The 15244-nt window shown below is 68.3% G+C and carries 17 protein-coding genes; 3 read left to right on the forward strand and 14 right to left on the reverse strand.

The window, feature by feature from the left end; translation table 11 throughout:
* The first annotated feature begins 252 nt into the window (after positions 1–252).
* Complete coding sequence (locus tag Q0653_RS10980) at positions 253–855, forward strand: hypothetical protein (RefSeq protein ID WP_298944610.1); 603 nt, start codon at positions 253–255, stop codon at positions 853–855.
* 94 nt (positions 856–949) lie between these two features.
* On the forward strand, positions 950–1177 hold the full coding sequence (locus Q0653_RS10985; RefSeq protein WP_298745078.1) for a helix-turn-helix domain-containing protein: 228 nt from the start codon (positions 950–952) through the stop codon (positions 1175–1177).
* A 232-nt stretch (positions 1178–1409) separates the two neighbouring features.
* Here Q0653_RS10985 and Q0653_RS10990 read toward each other — a convergent pair whose 3' ends face one another.
* The 3 genes from Q0653_RS10990 to Q0653_RS11000 all read right to left on the reverse strand — a co-directional run bounded on the left by Q0653_RS10990 (position 1410) and on the right by Q0653_RS11000 (position 3918).
* Positions 1410–2117 carry a hypothetical protein gene (locus Q0653_RS10990; RefSeq protein ID WP_298944611.1) on the reverse strand — a complete coding sequence of 236 codons (708 nt, stop codon included), beginning with the start codon at positions 2115–2117 and terminating at the stop codon, positions 1410–1412.
* A 63-nt stretch (positions 2118–2180) separates the two neighbouring features.
* Positions 2181–3644, reverse strand: coding sequence for a cardiolipin synthase (cls, locus tag Q0653_RS10995; RefSeq protein ID WP_298944650.1), 1464 nt, complete (start codon positions 3642–3644; stop codon positions 2181–2183).
* An 82-nt stretch (positions 3645–3726) separates the two neighbouring features.
* A complete protein-coding gene (locus Q0653_RS11000) occupies positions 3727–3918 on the reverse strand; it encodes a hypothetical protein (protein WP_298944612.1) in 192 nt (63 codons plus the stop codon).
* 116 nt (positions 3919–4034) lie between these two features.
* On the opposite strand from Q0653_RS11000, the gene Q0653_RS11005 reads away from it, so the two are divergent.
* Complete coding sequence (locus tag Q0653_RS11005; RefSeq protein WP_298745072.1) at positions 4035–5144, forward strand: DUF4192 family protein; 1110 nt, start codon at positions 4035–4037, stop codon at positions 5142–5144.
* Here Q0653_RS11005 and lysS read toward each other — a convergent pair.
* From lysS to hpt, 11 genes are all read right to left on the reverse strand, one after another.
* A complete protein-coding gene (gene lysS, locus Q0653_RS11010) occupies positions 5137–6663 on the reverse strand; it encodes a lysine--tRNA ligase (RefSeq protein ID WP_298944613.1) in 1527 nt (508 codons plus the stop codon). The genes Q0653_RS11005 and lysS overlap by 8 nt on opposite strands.
* Before the next feature lie 62 nt (positions 6664–6725).
* A complete protein-coding gene (locus tag Q0653_RS11015) occupies positions 6726–7403 on the reverse strand; it encodes a Rossmann-like and DUF2520 domain-containing protein (protein WP_298745069.1) in 678 nt (225 codons plus the stop codon).
* Entirely contained in the window at positions 7400–9097 is a 1698-nt protein-coding gene (locus Q0653_RS11020) for a PH domain-containing protein (protein ID WP_298745067.1), read from the reverse strand. The genes Q0653_RS11015 and Q0653_RS11020 overlap by 4 nt, the downstream gene beginning before the upstream one ends.
* A complete protein-coding gene (locus Q0653_RS11025; protein ID WP_298745065.1) occupies positions 9094–9720 on the reverse strand; it encodes a PH domain-containing protein in 627 nt (208 codons plus the stop codon). Before Q0653_RS11025 ends, Q0653_RS11020 begins: the two co-directional genes overlap by 4 nt.
* Positions 9665–10159 (reverse strand): DUF3180 domain-containing protein, encoded by a 495-nt coding sequence (locus Q0653_RS11030; protein ID WP_298944614.1) that lies wholly within the window; start codon positions 10157–10159, stop codon positions 9665–9667. Before Q0653_RS11030 ends, Q0653_RS11025 begins: the two co-directional genes overlap by 56 nt.
* On the reverse strand, positions 10156–10692 hold the full coding sequence (folK, locus tag Q0653_RS11035) for a 2-amino-4-hydroxy-6-hydroxymethyldihydropteridine diphosphokinase (protein WP_298944615.1): 537 nt from the start codon (positions 10690–10692) through the stop codon (positions 10156–10158). Before folK ends, Q0653_RS11030 begins: the two co-directional genes overlap by 4 nt.
* The gene (gene folB, locus Q0653_RS11040; protein ID WP_298745059.1) at positions 10689–11057 is read right to left on the reverse strand and encodes a dihydroneopterin aldolase; all 369 of its coding nucleotides are present in this window, start codon (positions 11055–11057) and stop codon (positions 10689–10691) included. Before folB ends, folK begins: the two co-directional genes overlap by 4 nt.
* A complete protein-coding gene (gene folP, locus Q0653_RS11045; protein ID WP_298745057.1) occupies positions 11054–11857 on the reverse strand; it encodes a dihydropteroate synthase in 804 nt (267 codons plus the stop codon). The genes folB and folP overlap by 4 nt, the downstream gene beginning before the upstream one ends.
* Positions 11857–12447, reverse strand: a complete 591-nt coding sequence (gene folE, locus Q0653_RS11050) for a GTP cyclohydrolase I (RefSeq protein WP_298745055.1) — start codon at positions 12445–12447, stop codon at positions 11857–11859. The genes folP and folE overlap by 1 nt, the downstream gene beginning before the upstream one ends.
* A gap of 10 nt (positions 12448–12457) precedes the next feature.
* Positions 12458–14464: an ATP-dependent zinc metalloprotease FtsH gene (gene ftsH / locus Q0653_RS11055; RefSeq protein WP_298745053.1), complete on the reverse strand. Its 2007-nt coding sequence runs from the start codon at positions 14462–14464 to the stop codon at positions 12458–12460.
* Positions 14465–14672: 208 nt separating this feature from the next.
* Positions 14673–15224, reverse strand: coding sequence for a hypoxanthine phosphoribosyltransferase (hpt, locus tag Q0653_RS11060; protein ID WP_298944616.1), 552 nt, complete (start codon positions 15222–15224; stop codon positions 14673–14675).
* Positions 15225–15244: the final 20 nt, after the last annotated feature.

Genomic DNA, 15244 nt, shown 5'->3' on the forward strand with positions numbered 1-15244 from the left:
CACACAGTCCTCGGGTGTGCTTACGAACGACGATAACGACGGATGCGTGCCGGTATGCCCGTGTTCGCCGTCGGCATACCTCCTCCTGACGAATCAGAGCCCTCGACGTGCGCCGACCAGGTTCGGGGTCGCGACGTGCCGCCTGCGGCCTTCGGAACCGACACAACGCGACCCCGAACTGGGCTCTTGACCTCAGGAGCATTCGCACCATATCGTTTCTCGATAACAACGTTTATCGATATGGAGGATGCCGTGGCTGACCACACGCTGATGTCTCGCTGGGATCGCACACTCGCGTTCCTTCTCTACCTGGCGACGTTCTTCTTCGGCGCCTGGTGGGCGACGAGCGGCCTCATCCAGGCCGCGTTCCGCGTGATCGCCCCCTCGCGGTATCCGGTGACGCTCCTCGCCGAAACCCCGGTCGACCACGGAACGGAGGTCATCTCCGCGGTGGCTGACACCGTCACCGTGCGGTCCGACGCGCTGTCGTCCGGCACCGTATGGATGCTTGCGTCCGCCGATTTCCTCCAGGCTCTGACGATCGCCGGCGTCCTGATCGGCAGTGGGCTGGTGGTCGAGCGGCTGCTGCGAGGCAAGCCGTTCCACCGGGTGGTGCGCCCGGCGATCCTGCTCGCGGCCTGCTCACTGGCATTCGGCAGTCTGCTCACCCAAGGCGTTGGTGGCCTCGGGCAGATGATGGCGGCATCCGACCTGAACGATCAGCTCGGCGGCATCCTGGTCGTGGGGTTCTCGTTCGACATCGTCCCGATCGTGGCCGGCTTCGGGTTGCTCGCGCTCTCGTACGTCATCGCCGCGGGCATGCGGCTCGAGCGCGACACGGAAGGACTCGTCTGATGGATGTCATCGGACTCGCAGCGACAGCCGTCGCCGGCATCGGCGTGATCTTCCGCTACGGCTCACGCCTGCAGCGCGACACCGAGGGGCTGGTGTGAGCCCCGCCGACGACGAAGTCACCGGCATCCACTGCCGCCTCGACGAGTTGCTCGCAGATCGCGGCATGACCCTCGCGCGCCTCTCCGAGCTCGTCGGAGTGTCGGTGGTGAACCTGTCGATCCTGAAGAACGACCGGGCCCGCGCGATCCGCTACTCGACTCTGGCTGCGATCTGCCGCGTGCTGGAGTGCGAGGTCGGCGACCTCCTCGTCCGCGCCGACTGACCCGCGCCCGTTGCGCCCGACGAGGGGTCGCGATCTGCCCCACAGGGCGCCGTGACGGGGCAGATTGCGCCCCCGCGTGGGCGTAGCGGCGAAGGAGGTGGCGCGAACTGCGGGTTGATCTGCGCGAAGAGGGCAGATTGCGCCACCTCCCACTCAGAGCTATCCCGCGCGCGCCCCACACGCGAAAGGAGCGGACACCCGAGTAGGGCGCCCGCTCCTGAATCGATCGGGGTCAGCCGACAATCTCGAGCTGCACGGGGGTTTCGAACTCGACACCGCCACCGGTCAGGGTCAGATCGACGACGTTGTCCTCCACATCGTCGACGGCGACCAGCGTCACGCGAGGCGCCATGTCAGCGGTGCACACCATGTCGGCCGGCGGGGCGCTGAAGGTCACCGTGATCTGGTTGCCCTCGGCAACGGTCGCGTCCTGCACCATCGGCGCACAGGAGGACGAACCCCAGGTCAGAAGAGCGAACTGTCCGTCATCGATCCAGCCGGCAGACGGTGCGTACTCTTCGACCGGGCCACCCGAGTAGGCGTCGAGGTCGGTGTCGCCGCGCAGGTCGCCGTAGGTCACGACGAGCTCGAGCTCGAGGTCGCCGTTGACCCCTTCGGGCAGCTGCACGCCCGTCGCGCGCGGCACGAGGTCGCGCGTGCACGCCGTGTCACCGGCGGGGTCTTCGAGGGTCACTGCGACCGAACCGTCGGCCTGCAGAGTGACGCTGGATGCCGTGGGCACGCACGTGCTGGATCCCTGGGTCACGATCGCGACCATGCGGCCGCCGTCGAGCCACGCGGCGTCGACCTCGAGCTCGGTGGAGGAATCGTCCGATCCACCGGAGGCACCCGGAGCGGCAGGAGTACTCGCGCATCCGGAGAAGGCGAGGGCGCCTGCTCCGAGGAGAGCGAGCAGGGCGAGGGTGCGTCGAGTGGTCATGCCACTATCCTTTCGTGGCGTACGGAGAGGGTGCCGGAAGATCGGTCACGCCCCAGTAACGAGTCACTGAAGAGCCGATGTGAGACGGGCGAGGTTGTCGAGCACCGTAGACCGCAGCGGCTGCTTCTCCCACTCCTCCAGCGTCAGCTCGCGGCTCTGCGAGCGGTATTGGTCTTCCACGGCGCGGAGTTGCTCCACGAACTCCTCTCCACGGGTGAGGAGCGAGATCTCGAGGTTCAGACCGAACGAGCGCATGTCCATGTTGCTCGAGCCGATGACGGCCACTTCGTCGTCGATCGACATCGACTTGGAGTGGAGGATGTAGGGCCGCTTGTACATCCAGATCTTCACCCCTCCCCGCAGGAGCGCCTCGTAGTAGCTGCGCTGCGCGTGGTAGACCATCGCCTGATCACCCTCTTCCGAGACGAAGAGCTCGACGTGCACGCCCCGTTGACACGCGGTCGTGATCGCGAGGAGCAGACCCTCGTCGGGGACGAAGTAGGGGCTGACGATGATGATCTTCTTTTGCGCGGCGAACAGGAGCGCCATGAAGAGCTTCAGATTGTTCTGGAACTCGAAGCCCGGACCGGACGGGATGATCTGGCAATCGAGGTCGCCGGGGCCGGGTGCGACGTCGAACAGGTCGATCTCTTCCAGGAGGGTCTCGTCGGTCTCGCTGTACCAGTCGGACAAAAACACGGCGTTGACCGACGCGACGATCGGACCCTCCAGCCGTGCCATCATGTCGACCCAGTGGAGACCCCGCTTGATGTTCTTCGGCAGGTTGTACGTCGAATCGGTGACGTTCTGCGATCCCGTGTAGGCCACGCGCCCGTCGACGACGAGGAGCTTGCGGTGATTGCGGAGGTCGGGCCGCTGGTACTTCCCCCGCAGTGGTTGCACGGGGAGCATCACGTGCCAGTGCGCGCCCATCGCGTTCAGGCGCCGCTTGGTGTCTTTGTACTTGGGCTTACTGCGGTTCGCCCAGTGGTCCAGCAACACGCGGACGACCACGCCTCGCGCCGCGGCCTCCTCCATCGCGCGGAAGAAGTTGTCGGTCGAATCGTCGGCCTGCAGGATGTAGAACTCGACGTGCACGTAACGCTGGGCGGCACGGATGTCTTCCGCCATCGCATCGAGGCTCCCCTGGTAATCGGGGATCATGCGGGCCGCGTTGTCCCCCGCGATCGGCATGGCGCCGAGATTGCGATTCATGCGGACGAGCGAGGTGAACCAGGCCGGAGCGTCGGGGCGGAGCGTCCCGAAGTCCAGCCCTCGACTGGTTTCTCGGATGTAGTCGCTGATCTGTTCCTGCTTCTTGCGCCGCTTCCGCGGAAGACGCGGGTTCCCGATCAGCAGGAAAAGGAGGACTCCGATGAACGGAATGAAGTAGATCGCGAGCAGCCACGCCATGGCCGCGGTCGGACGACGATTGCGCGGGATGACGATGATCGCCGTGACGCGGATGATGATGTCAACCACGAGGATGACCCAGACCGCCCAGGTCGTCGTCCAATCGACGATGATGTCCACTGCGCACTCTTCTCTGTCATCCCGCGCCCGTGAGGGCCGGTCCGCTCAGCGTAGCGAGTGCGCGTCGCAGGCGGCGTTAGACCGCGGCATCCTTGCTCGTCGCGATGGGCAGGCCACGCTTGGCGCGCTCCTCCGCTTCGACCTCGGAGTAGACGCGGCGTTCGGTGCGGTCCATCCGCAGGATCGATCGCAACACGAAGATGAACAGACCCAGCACGACGACGGTCGGCAACAGCGACCAGATGACGGCGAGCCAGTAGGAGTCCATGTCTCCATGGTACGCGCGGCGCACAGCTTCCTCCCCAACCGGGCTTCCTCGGAAGTTCCTCACCGATCGGCATCCGGCGCTCCCACGACCGCCGTGCTCGGCCCAAGCTCGTCGACATGTCCACCATCGTCACCGCCTCCGGGCCGGCCCAGTTCCTGTCCCTCGTGCCGAGCCTGCTCGGCTTCACCCCGACGCGCAGTGTCGTGCTCGTCCCACTCGCACGCGGGCGCAGCCTCGGCGCGATGCGCCTCGACCTCCCACCCGACGACCTGAGCGACTCGGTGGCGTCATCGGCCGTGGGCATGCTCTGCCGCATCCCGACGGCCGACGCGGCCATGGTCGTCATCTACACGGATGCCGCGATCACCGGCGCGCTTCCGCACCGCGATCTGGCGGAAGCCATCGGCCGATCTGCGGATGCGTGCGGGCTGAAGCTCGTCGATGCCTTCACGATCGCCGCTGACGGCTGGGGTTCCCACCTCGACCGCCGCCTTCCCCCTCAGGGCCGGCCCCTCGACGAGCTGATCCCGCATGCCTCCGGCCCCGGCCCGGTGCCGGAGGGTGACCAGTCGAGCGGCGCGACTCTGCCGCGGCGGAGCGGCGGGGAGCGGCGAGCGGTCGGCGGCGCACTGCGCTCGCTCGAGACCGCATTGGAGGTGATCTGCGGCATCCCGGCACGCGCCGAGCGCGTCGACCGCGTCGACCCTGCCGCTCTCGAATCCGCGTGCCAGTTGGATGATCTGCCGACCCTGTTCGAAGACGCGCTGAGGGGGGATGCCGGAGCCCTCACCCCGATGCGCGCCGCCGCCCTGGCCTGGTGCTTCGCCCGGCCCGCACTACGCGACGTGGCGCTCGTGCAGTGGGCGAGCGACCTGTCGGGCGGCGACCGCGCGCTCGACGCCCAACAGAAGTGGGAGGACGGTGCGCCGTATCCGGCCGATCTCGCCGAGCGGATGTGGGGCGAGGGGCCACGCCCCGACACTGATCGGCTTCAGGCGGCGCTCGATCTCACGCGCCAGGTTGCCGCGCTCGCTCCGCGCCCGCTTCGCCCCGGACCGCTCGCGCTGTGCGCGTGGCTGTCGTGGGCGTTAGGGCGCTCGACGCACGCCGACCACTACACGCGCGAAGCGCTGAAGATCGAGCCCACGCACGGGCTATCGGAGATCGTGCAGTCGTTCGTGCAGGCCGGGCACATCCCCGACTGGGCCTTCCGCCCGGCTACTTGACGAGCGGGAAGAGGATCGTCTCGCGAATGCCGAGGCCGGTGATCGCCATCATCAGACGGTCGATGCCCATTCCCATGCCCCCGGTCGGCGGCATGCCGTGCTCGAGCGCGCGCAGGAACTCCTCATCCACGCGCATCGCCTCGTCGTCGCCGCGCGCGGCGAGCTTTGCCTGTTCGACGAAACGCTCGCGCTGGATGACCGGGTCGACGAGTTCCGAGTAGCCGGTGGCCAGCTCGAACCCGCGCACGTACAGGTCCCACTTCTCCACGACACCCGGGATCGTCCGATGCTCGCGCACGAGCGGGCTCGTGTCGAGCGGGAAGTCCATGACGAAAGTCGGGCGCGAGAGGTCGCCCTTGACGAAGTGCTCCCAGAGCTCTTCGACGAGCTTCCCGTGCGTCGCGACCTTCTCGGGGACTTCCACGCCTACCTCGGCGGCGAGGGCCTGGAGGTCGGCGAGTGCGGTCTCCGGCGTGATGGAGCGGCCAGCGGCATCCGACAGCGACGCGTACATCGAGATGCGGTCCCACTGACCACCGAGGTCGTACTCGGTCCCGTCTGCCCACGTGACGGTGGTCGACCCGGCGACCGCGATCGCGGCCTTCTGGATCAGTTCCTGTGTGAGGTCGGCGATGCCGTGGTAGTCGGAGTAGGCCTGGTAGGCCTCGAGCATGGCGAACTCGGGGCTGTGGGTGGAGTCGGCGCCCTCGTTGCGGAAGTTGCGGTTGATCTCAAACACCCGGTCGATGCCGCCGACGACGGCGCGCTTGAGGAAGAGCTCGGGAGCGATGCGCAGGTAGAGCTCGGCGTCGAACGCATTCGAGTTCGTGACGAACGGGCGCGCAGCCGCACCGCCGTGCTGGACCTGCAGCATCGGGGTCTCGACCTCGATGAACTCGTGCGCCGTGAACGTCGCGCGCAGCGACGCGTTGACCTTCGCACGGGCGATCACCGTCTCCCGCGCCTGATCGCGCACGATCAGATCGAGGAAACGCGAGCGTACGCGGCTCTCTTCGCTGAGTTCGCTGTGCAGGTTCGGCAACGGCAGCAGCGCCTTCGCGGCGATCTGCCAGTCGGTCACCATGATCGACAGTTCGCCGCGGCGGCTGGAGATGACCTGCCCCGTCACGGAGACGTGGTCACCCAGGTCGACGATCTCTTTCCAGGCCTGGAGCGATTCGTCGCCGACCTCGGCGAGCGACACCATCGCCTGGATGCGGCTGCCGTCGCCCGACTGCAACGAGGCGAAGCAGAGCTTGCCGGTGTTGCGACTGAAGACGACGCGTCCGGCGACGGATGCCGTGACCCCGGTCTCGTCGCCGGCGGCCAGGTCGGCGAACCGCGCGCGGAGAGCGGGGATCGTGTCGGTCGTCGGAACCGCGACCGGGTACGGTCCGCCGGCGGCATCGGTGCGGTCGGCGAGCAGACGCTCGCGCTTGGCGAGACGTACGGCTTTCTGCTCGAACACGTCCTCATCGGAGGCGGGATCGATCTCAGCGGCGGGGGTGTTGTCCGTCATGTACGGGCTCCTCGAAGTCCCTCCCATCTTACCGGCGCCCCTCCCGGCCGCTCTCGCGGCGGTCAGTCGTCGGCGGCGGTCAGCGCGCGCTCGATCGTGGAGTGCAGGACCGCGGCCAGGTAGCGCCCCGGCTCGTCGACGCCGACGTGGCGCAGAAGGGTCGCCGACTGCCGCACGAGGGATGCCGCAAAATCGGTCGCGATGCCGATCGCCTCCCCGTAGGCAGGACGGTCGGCCTCGGCGATCACGACGGGTTCGCAGCCGAGTTCGACGGCCAGGGCCTGCGCGATCGGGAGCACGGCGGGCGGCGCGGTGACGGCGGCGAAAGCGTCGTGGAGCTGGCGCAGGTCGATCGACGTCCCGGTGAAACTGATCGCCGGATGCACGGCCAGCGGGATCGCACCGCGCTGGGCGGCCGGCGCGAGGACGTCCGTCCCGTACGCCGGATCGACGTGCATGACCAGCTGACCGGTCTGCCAGCCGCCGAGTTCGGCGATGCCCGCGACGATGGCGGGAAGGTCGTCGTGGGGCACCGCGAGGATCACCAGTTCGCTCCGCCGCACGATCTCATCGGCAGGAAGCACGGGCACGTCCGGGAGGATCGCCTCGACGCGCTCGGGGTCCGACCCCGCCGTGATGCCGATCAGCGCATGGCCCACGCCGGCGAAGGCGGCAGCCAAGACGGGTCCGACCCGGCCCGCGCCGATGACCCCGACGCCCAGTCGCCCGGCGCGGCTCACGGTCGCTCCTCCGGCGCCACCACAGTTTCGGGCGCCACCACCGCAACCGGTACCGGCTCCTCGACGGGAGCGACCGCCGTCGCCTCCTCGGCCTCGGCATCCCACCGGTGCGAGTGGTCCTGCGCGGCGGCCCGGACGGAACCGGCCGCGACGTGCGACCACAGCTCGTAGGCGTCCCCGGCATCCACTGCCCCGAGGTATCCGGACACCTGCCCGAGCACCGTGTGCCCGGTCACCGCCGCCGTGTGCGCGAGCCGCGCGAGCGGGCCTTGAGCGATCCGCACCGATTGCAGCCGGGCGAGCGGGAGAATCACAAGCGTCCGGCGCAGGAATCCGCGGCGTAGGTACAGGGCATCGTCCGTCAGGAGGAAGCCATTACGCCGCCACGAGAAGATCCGCATCCAGCGCGCGCGTCGCGGCGTCGTGGTGTAGAAATCCGCGTCCATCGGCACTTTCGTTCCGCCCAGGATGCCGGTCGGCACCGCCGTGGACCACTCCTGCGCGGGCACGTCGGGGAGCATCAACCGCAGCACACGATCGACGTCGACGAGGGTTCCGACCGGGAGCACGTCGGCGAACTGCTGGCTCGACGTGTCGGTCGCCGCGCGACCGGAGAGCCGGTTGACCCGGATCGACCACCAGTTGGCGGGGCGCCACAACAGCGGCTGACGCACCTCGATCGCGTGGATGCGCCCCGGCGGCAGCGTCTCGGTGATCGTCGTGAACAGACCGAACGTGATCCGCATGCCCGACGGGGTCGGTGCCACCGCATAGCGCAGCGCGCGCGTGATCGAACGGAACCAGTAGGCCCCGAAGGCGATCAGCATCGGGATGATCGTGAAGAGCACCCAGGGTGTTCCGAAGATCGACCCCGCGATGAGCCCGCCGATGAGGAGGAGCAGCCAGATCGTCGAATCGGAGATCAGGTGCGAGGCGATGACGCGCCCGGTCGGGATGTGGACGACCGATTCGGGCTCGGGCACCGGGCCCTCGGCGCCGAGGATGAGACCTGTGACGCCGGCTTCGACGGCGGCGGCCGCCGCGGCCGTGCGCGACCCCCGCGCTTCGGCACTTCGGACGGCGTCGAGCTGACGGCCCGACGCAAGGCGCAGGATGTCGGCGCGCACCTCTTCGGCGTTCGGCGTGGACAGATAGTCGAGCTTGACGTTCGCGTCGAGCCCGGCGCCGACGACCTCGAGCTTGGCCATGCCGAGGAGGCGTGCGATCATCGGCCGGGTCAGGTTCACGCCCTGCACGCGATCGAGCGGCGCGCGCCGGTGGGTGCGGAAGAGCACGCCGGAGCGCACTTCGACGTCGTCACCGGTGATGCGGAAGGTGTGGGCGCGCCACGAGATGTAGAGCACCGCGATCACGACGAGGAGGACTCCCAGCACCGCGAGCAATGCGATGAAGATGAGTTCGTTCTCGATGATGTAGTCGATCGCGTCACCCTCGGGCCCGCTGAGATCGACGTCGACGTCGCCCGGCAGGAAGAGGTCGATGAGACGGTCCCGGAGATTGGTCACCACGATGCCGAGGATGACCAGGAGAAAGAGCCCACCCCGCAAGAGCGGGGTGAGCGGATGCAGCCGATGCCACTCGCCGTCACTCAGTCCGGAGCGGACCGCGGCGGACGGCGGGGGGAGCGGTCCCGTCGGCGCGCCGGTGACTGGACTGGTCGACGGGTCGGTCACAGCCCGGTCCGCCGGGTCTCGGCCACCGCGATGAGCGTGTCACGCAGCACCTCGGCCGCGGCCTGGTCGAGCCCCGGGATCGTGACGGCGGTGGTCGCCGCTGCCGTCACGAGCTTCAGCTGGGCGATCCCGAAGCCGCGATCGAGTGGCCCGTGCGTGATGTCGACGAGCTGCATGCGCCCGTAGGGCACCGCGACGATGCGTTGCCAGAGGATGCCGCGGCGGAACACGAGGTCATCGTCGCGCAGCCGGTAACCATAGGCCCGCGCCTGCCGCGGCAGGATCGCGAGCGTCCAGAGCGTGATCGCCAGGGTGATGCCGGCCGGAATCCAGATCCAGACCTGGTGCCACACGAGGGAGAACACCAACGCGACCGCGAGGACGAGCGCCAGGAACACGCCCGTGGAGATCAGCTGCACCGTGACGTATTTGCGCGAAATCTGATGCCACGTGCCGTCGAGCGGCAGCCGGTGGGGGCTGCGCGGTTCGACGATGCCGTCGTAGGTTCCGGCATCCAACACCGGATCGACGCCCGAATCAGGGTCGGCATGCGGACGAGGTTCGGGCTCAATCGTGGTGGGTGTATCCGAAGCCGGGGTCGGCTGGTCCGGGCTGGTCGTCATCGTCTTCCTTCCGGATCGTGCAGAGGCGTTCGGCGATCACACCGGCGATCAGGAGGACGATGCCTCCGACGATCGCGGCGAGCACCGCTCCGGACGAGCCTAACGAGGGCGAGACGGGGCGGGTGAACAAAAAAGCGAGAAGCCCGAGCCCGACTCCGGCCACGACGGACCCGACGATCGCCGACGCTTTCGCCAACATCGCCACCCGCAGCGACCGGAACGGGTCGACCGGTGTCGTGCTCGCACCGGTGATCGCGCGGCGAATCGGAAGTGCCATCAGCACCGTCGCCGCGGCGAGCATGATCAACAGGATCGGGAGCAGGATCGACGGCGTGAATGTGGGCCGGCCCGTCGCCGTCAGCAGTTGGTCGACGCCGAACCCGAGCACCACACCGAGGATTCCGGCGCCGAGCAGGACGGCCGTTCCGGTGCGCTTCACGACCGGTCCTCGCCGAGGCGGGCCAGCAGGTCGACGATCGCACCGTGACCGGGCAGGACAGCCTCCGGATCGATGCGCGACCACGGCTCGAGAACGAACTCGCGCTCGGCCGCGCGCGGATGCGGCAACGTCAACCGTGGCGAGCGGGTGCGCACATCGCCGTGCGCGATGAGATCGAGGTCGAGCGTGCGGTCGCCCCAGTGCACGGTGCGTTCGCGCCCGTGGCGCGCTTCGATGGCCTGAAGATACGTCAGCAACACACTCGGGGCGAGGCGGGTCGTCAGCAGCACGACGGTGTTGAGGTAAGCCGGGGCGTCGGCGTCGGGACCGGTGGGGGTCACGGCGACGGTTTCGATCGGCTCGGCCGCGAGCACATTCGTCGTCAGCGGGAGGCGTGCGAGGTCCTTCAGCGCCTCCGCGATGGTCGCCTGCCGGTCGCCGAGGTTCGCGCCGATCGCGATCACGGCCACGACGTCCGAAGCAGCCTCGGTCGGTTCGTCGCCGCTGAACCCCTGGGCGAGGCGGCGGTTCATCGACTGTCCCGCTCTCGGCGAACCGTCACACTGACATCGCCGAAAGCGACCGTGATCGGCGCCTGCGGCTTGTGGATCGTTGCCTCGACGGCATCCACCCGTCCATAACCGAGCGCCACCCCGGCGATGCGTTCGGCCAGCGTCTCGAGGAGGTTCACCGGCTCCCCCGCGAGCACGGCCGCGACCTGCTCGGCCAGGTCGCCGTAGTGGATCGTGTCGGCGACGTCGTCGGATGCCGCTGCGTCGCGGAGCGAGAGCTCGAGCACGACGTCGGCGACGAAGGTCTGTCCGTCCCGACGTTCATGGTCGTAGACGCCGTGATATCCGGTCGCCCGGATGCCGGTGAGCGTGATGCGGTCGGTCATGATCCCTCTCCTGATCCGGCCCACGTGCGCCAGGTGCGCAGTGCGAGTCGGGTGCTTGCGACGTCGTGCACGCGCACGGCCCACGCTCCGGCCTGTGCGGCCAGGACGCTCGTGACCGCCGTCGCGAGGTCTTTGTCTTTCTCCCGCGAGCCGGCGACCTCGGCGATCATCCGCTTGCGACTCGTGCCGACGAGCACACGATGCCCCTGTACGGTGAGCCGCGCAAGCTCCCGGGCCAGCCGCCAATTGTCGGCCGGTTCTTTGCCGAACCCGAACCCCGGATCGAGGATGATCCGTTCGCGGGCGATGCCGGCATCCATCGCCGCCTGCGCGCGCACACCGAGTTCGCCGATGACCTCACCGACGATGTCGTCGTACCGGGCCCGGGCGTACATATCGGCCGAGTGGCCGCGCCAGTGCTGCACGACGATGTCGGCGTCCGTCGTCGCGACGGCGCGCAGCATGTCGGGGTCGGCGAGCCCGCCCGAGACATCGTTGACGATCCGCGCGCCGGCGGCGACGGCAGCGAGCGCCGTGCTCGCGTTCATGGTGTCGATGCTGACACGAGGTGCTGACGGCGCCGCGACGGCGCGGATGAGGTCGAGCACCCGCTCCTGCTCGATCTCGGGGGTCACCCGCGTCGCGCCCGGCCGCGTCGACTCGCCGCCGACGTCGACGATGTCCGCACCGGCCGCGGCGAGCGCACGCGCGTGCGCGATCGCCTCGTCGAGACCGAGGAACTGTCCGCCGTCGCTGAACGAGTCCGGGGTCACATTCAGGATCCCCATCACGAGGGTCATCAGGGCGTCGATCCGGTCAGGAGCGCAATGATCTCGGCGCGCGCCGCAGGGTCGGCCAGTTCGCCGCGCGCGGCGATCGTGAGGGTGGATGCTTCGCTTTGCCGGCCACCGCGCGTCGTGACGCACTGGTGCACCGCGTCGAGGACGACCAGCACACCGCGCGCGTCGAGCGAGGCGTCGATCGTGTCGGCGATCTGCTCGCCGAGACGCTCCTGCACCTGTGGGCGAGCGGAGAGCGTGTCGATGACCTTCGGCAGCGCGCCAAGCCCCACAACCTGTTCCCCGGGCAGGTAGGCGACATGCGCGTGTCCGGTGAACGGCAGGAGGTGATGCTCGCAGACCGAGCGGAAGCGCACGCCGCGCAGGAGAACCGCGCCCGAGGGGAGCGTGTCGGGGGCCGGGCCCCGCGAGACGGAGATGGTGTGCGCGAGCGGAGCCGCGGCATCCTCCCCCACCCCGGCGAAGAACTCAGCGTACGTGTCGGCGACGCGCTGCGGGGTCGCCTTCAGCCCCGGGCGGTCGGGATCTTCCCCGATCGCGGCGAGGATGTCGCGCACGGCTGCAGCGACGCGGTCTCGATCGACGGCCACGTGACGAAGCCTAGGCGGTCGCGGGTCGCGCCTGCCCGGTCGCGTGATGTGCCGGCGCCTTCTCGGCGGCCGGCGCCGCCTCGTACGACGTCGACGCGGCGAGTCCGGCATCCTGACGGCGCGGCACGTCGACCGGCGGGAGCGTCGATACGGGACGCTCGGACGACGACAACCATTGCGGGCGCGGCGGGAGCTTCTTGACGTCCTTGAAGATCTCCGCGAGCTCGATGTGGTCGAGCGTCTCCTTCTCGAGGAGCTCCAGGGCCAGCTTGTCGAGCACGTCCCGGTTGGCGTTGATGACTTCGTACGCTTCGTTGTGCGCCTGCTCGATGAGCGAACGCACCTCGGCGTCGACCCGTTCGGCGATGCGCTCGCTGAAGTCACGGCCGTGGCCCATGTCGCGGCCCATGAAGACCTCGCCCGACGAGGAGCCGAGCTTGACGGGCCCGACATCCATCGTCATGCCGTACTCGGTGACCATCTTGCGGGCGATCCCCGTGGCCTTCTCGATGTCGTTGCTCGCGCCGGTCGTCGGATCGTGGAAGACGATCTCCTCCGCGACGCGGCCGCCCATCGCGTAGGTGAGCTGATCTTGCAGCTCGTTGCGGGTGATGGAGTACTTGTCGTCGAGCGGCAACACCATCGTGTAGCCGAGGGCCTTGCCGCGCGGGAGGATGGTGACCTTGGTCACCGGATCGGTGTTGTTCATCGCCGCGGCGGCGAGCGCGTGCCCACCCTCGTGGTACGCCGTGATGAGCTTCTCCTTGTCGCGCATGACGCGCGTGCGGCGCTGCGGACCGGCGATGACTCGGTCGATCGCCTCGTCGAGGGCGCGCATGTCGATCAGCTGCGCATTGCTCCGCGCGGTGAGGAGCGCGGCTTCATTGAGGACGTTCGCGAGGTCGGCACCGGTGAAGCCCGGGGTCTTTCGCGCGACGACCGAGAGGTCCACCGAGCTCGCGAGGGGCTTGCCGCGCCCATGGACTTCGAGGATCCGCTGGCGTCCCTTGAGGTCGGGCGCGTCGACACCGATCTGCCGGTCGAACCGGCCGGGACGCAGGAGTGCGGGGTCGAGGATGTCGGGGCGGTTCGTCGCCGCGATCACGAGGACGGATGCCTTCGGATCGAACCCGTCCATCTCCACGAGCATCTGGTTGAGGGTCTGCTCACGTTCGTCGTGGCCACCGCCCATACCCGCGCCGCGGTGACGGCCGACCGCGTCGATCTCATCGATGAAGATGATCGCCGGGGCGTTCTCCTTGGCCTGCGTGAAGAGGTCGCGCACGCGGCTTGCACCGACCCCGACGAACATCTCGACGAAGTCGGAGCCTGAGATCGAGTAGAACGGCACGCCCGCCTCGCCCGCGACGGCGCGCGCGAGCAGGGTCTTTCCCGTTCCGGGAGGGCCGTACAGCAGCACGCCCTTCGGAATGCGGGCACCGACCGCCTGGAACTTCGCCGGGTCCTTCAGGAAGTCCTTGATCTCCTGCATCTCCTCGATCGCCTCGTCGGCGCCGGCGACATCGGCGAACGTGACGGTGGGAGTCTCCTTGGTCACGAGCTTGGCCCGCGACTTGCCGAACTGCATGACCTTGCTGTTGCCGCCTTGAGCGGCGGAGAAGAAGAACCAGAAGAGCACGCCGAGCAGGAGCAGCGGCAACAGGAGCGACAGCATGCTCTCGAAGAAGGTCGTGCGCGGCACGACGTCGTCGAAACCGTCCGCCGGATTGGCGGCATCGATCGCCGCGACGACCTCGTCGGAGCGCGCGCTCACGTAGTAGAACTGCACGTTCGACGAGCCTTCGAACTCGCTCGACAGCGTCAGGTCGACGCGCTGGTCACCGTCGGTGTTGGTGACCTCCGTGACGGTGTCGCCCGACAAGAGCTCGAGGCCCTGCTGCGTCGTGATCTGCTTCGCACCCGTGAGGGTCGAGATCAGCGACATGCCGATGAGCAAAAGGGCGCCGATGAGCAACACGTAGATGAACGGATTGCGCGCGAGCTTCTTGAAATCCATGGTCCGCTCAGGCTACATCGGCGGGCCTATGCGGGGACTGTGCATTCGCGCAGGGCGAACCCGAGCGGATGCCGTGCACGGCATCCCCCACCGGTGTCATGACTGTCTCCGCAGAATGTCGCGAACTGCGCAGCCCAACCGGCCGATCGGTGCGGAGATGTGGACAATCTGCAGTGATCGTGACGGGTGGATGCCGGGAAGCCGCCCGTCAGCTGTAGACGTGCGGCGCAAGCACCGCGACGTCGCGGAGGTTGCGATACTTCTCGGCGTAGTCCAGGCCGTAGCCGACGACGAAGTCATTGGGGATATCGAAGCCGACATAACGGCAGTCGATCTCGACCTTGGCGGCATCCGGCTTGCGCAGCAGCGCCAGCACCTCGACGGACTCCGCCCCCCGCGAGGCGAAGTTCTCCAGCAGCCAGCTGAGGGTGAGGCCGGAGTCGATGATGTCCTCGACGATCAGCACGTGCTTGCCGGTCAGGTCAGTGTCGAGGTCTTTGCGGATCTGCACGACGCCGCTCGATTTCGTCCCGGCGCCGTAGGAGGAAACGGCCATCCAGTCCATCGAGATGTGACGCGGGAGTCGGCGCGCGAAGTCTGCCATCACCATCACGGCACCCTTGAGCACGCCGACGAGCAACAGCTCGCTGCCGTCGTAGTCGGCGGTCACTCGTGTCGCGAGCTCTTCGAGCTTCTCGTGGATCTGTTCCTCGGTCACCAGAACCGTGGACAGCTGGTCAGCGATGTCGGCCGCGCGCATGGATCGAGCCTACTGCGCCC

This window comes from uncultured Microbacterium sp. (assembly GCF_947488465.1).
Taxonomy (GTDB): Bacteria; Actinomycetota; Actinomycetes; order Actinomycetales; family Microbacteriaceae; genus Microbacterium.

Coding starts and splice junctions, on each gene's coding strand:
- folK (WP_298944615.1), bottom strand. CDS start 10,692: ATGAACCGCCGCCTCGCCCAGGGGTTCAGCGGCGACGAACCGACCGAG.
- hpt (WP_298944616.1), bottom strand. CDS start 15,224: ATGCGCGCGGCCGACATCGCTGACCAGCTGTCCACGGTTCTGGTGACC.
- Q0653_RS11005 (WP_298745072.1), top strand. CDS start 4,035: ATGTCCACCATCGTCACCGCCTCCGGGCCGGCCCAGTTCCTGTCCCTC.
- folP (WP_298745057.1), bottom strand. CDS start 11,857: ATGACCCTCGTGATGGGGATCCTGAATGTGACCCCGGACTCGTTCAGC.
- ftsH (WP_298745053.1), bottom strand. CDS start 14,464: ATGGATTTCAAGAAGCTCGCGCGCAATCCGTTCATCTACGTGTTGCTC.
- folB (WP_298745059.1), bottom strand. CDS start 11,057: ATGACCGACCGCATCACGCTCACCGGCATCCGGGCGACCGGATATCAC.
- Q0653_RS10990 (WP_298944611.1), bottom strand. CDS start 2,117: ATGACCACTCGACGCACCCTCGCCCTGCTCGCTCTCCTCGGAGCAGGC.
- Q0653_RS11025 (WP_298745065.1), bottom strand. CDS start 9,720: ATGACGACCAGCCCGGACCAGCCGACCCCGGCTTCGGATACACCCACC.
- lysS (WP_298944613.1), bottom strand. CDS start 6,663: ATGACGGACAACACCCCCGCCGCTGAGATCGATCCCGCCTCCGATGAG.
- Q0653_RS11000 (WP_298944612.1), bottom strand. CDS start 3,918: ATGGACTCCTACTGGCTCGCCGTCATCTGGTCGCTGTTGCCGACCGTC.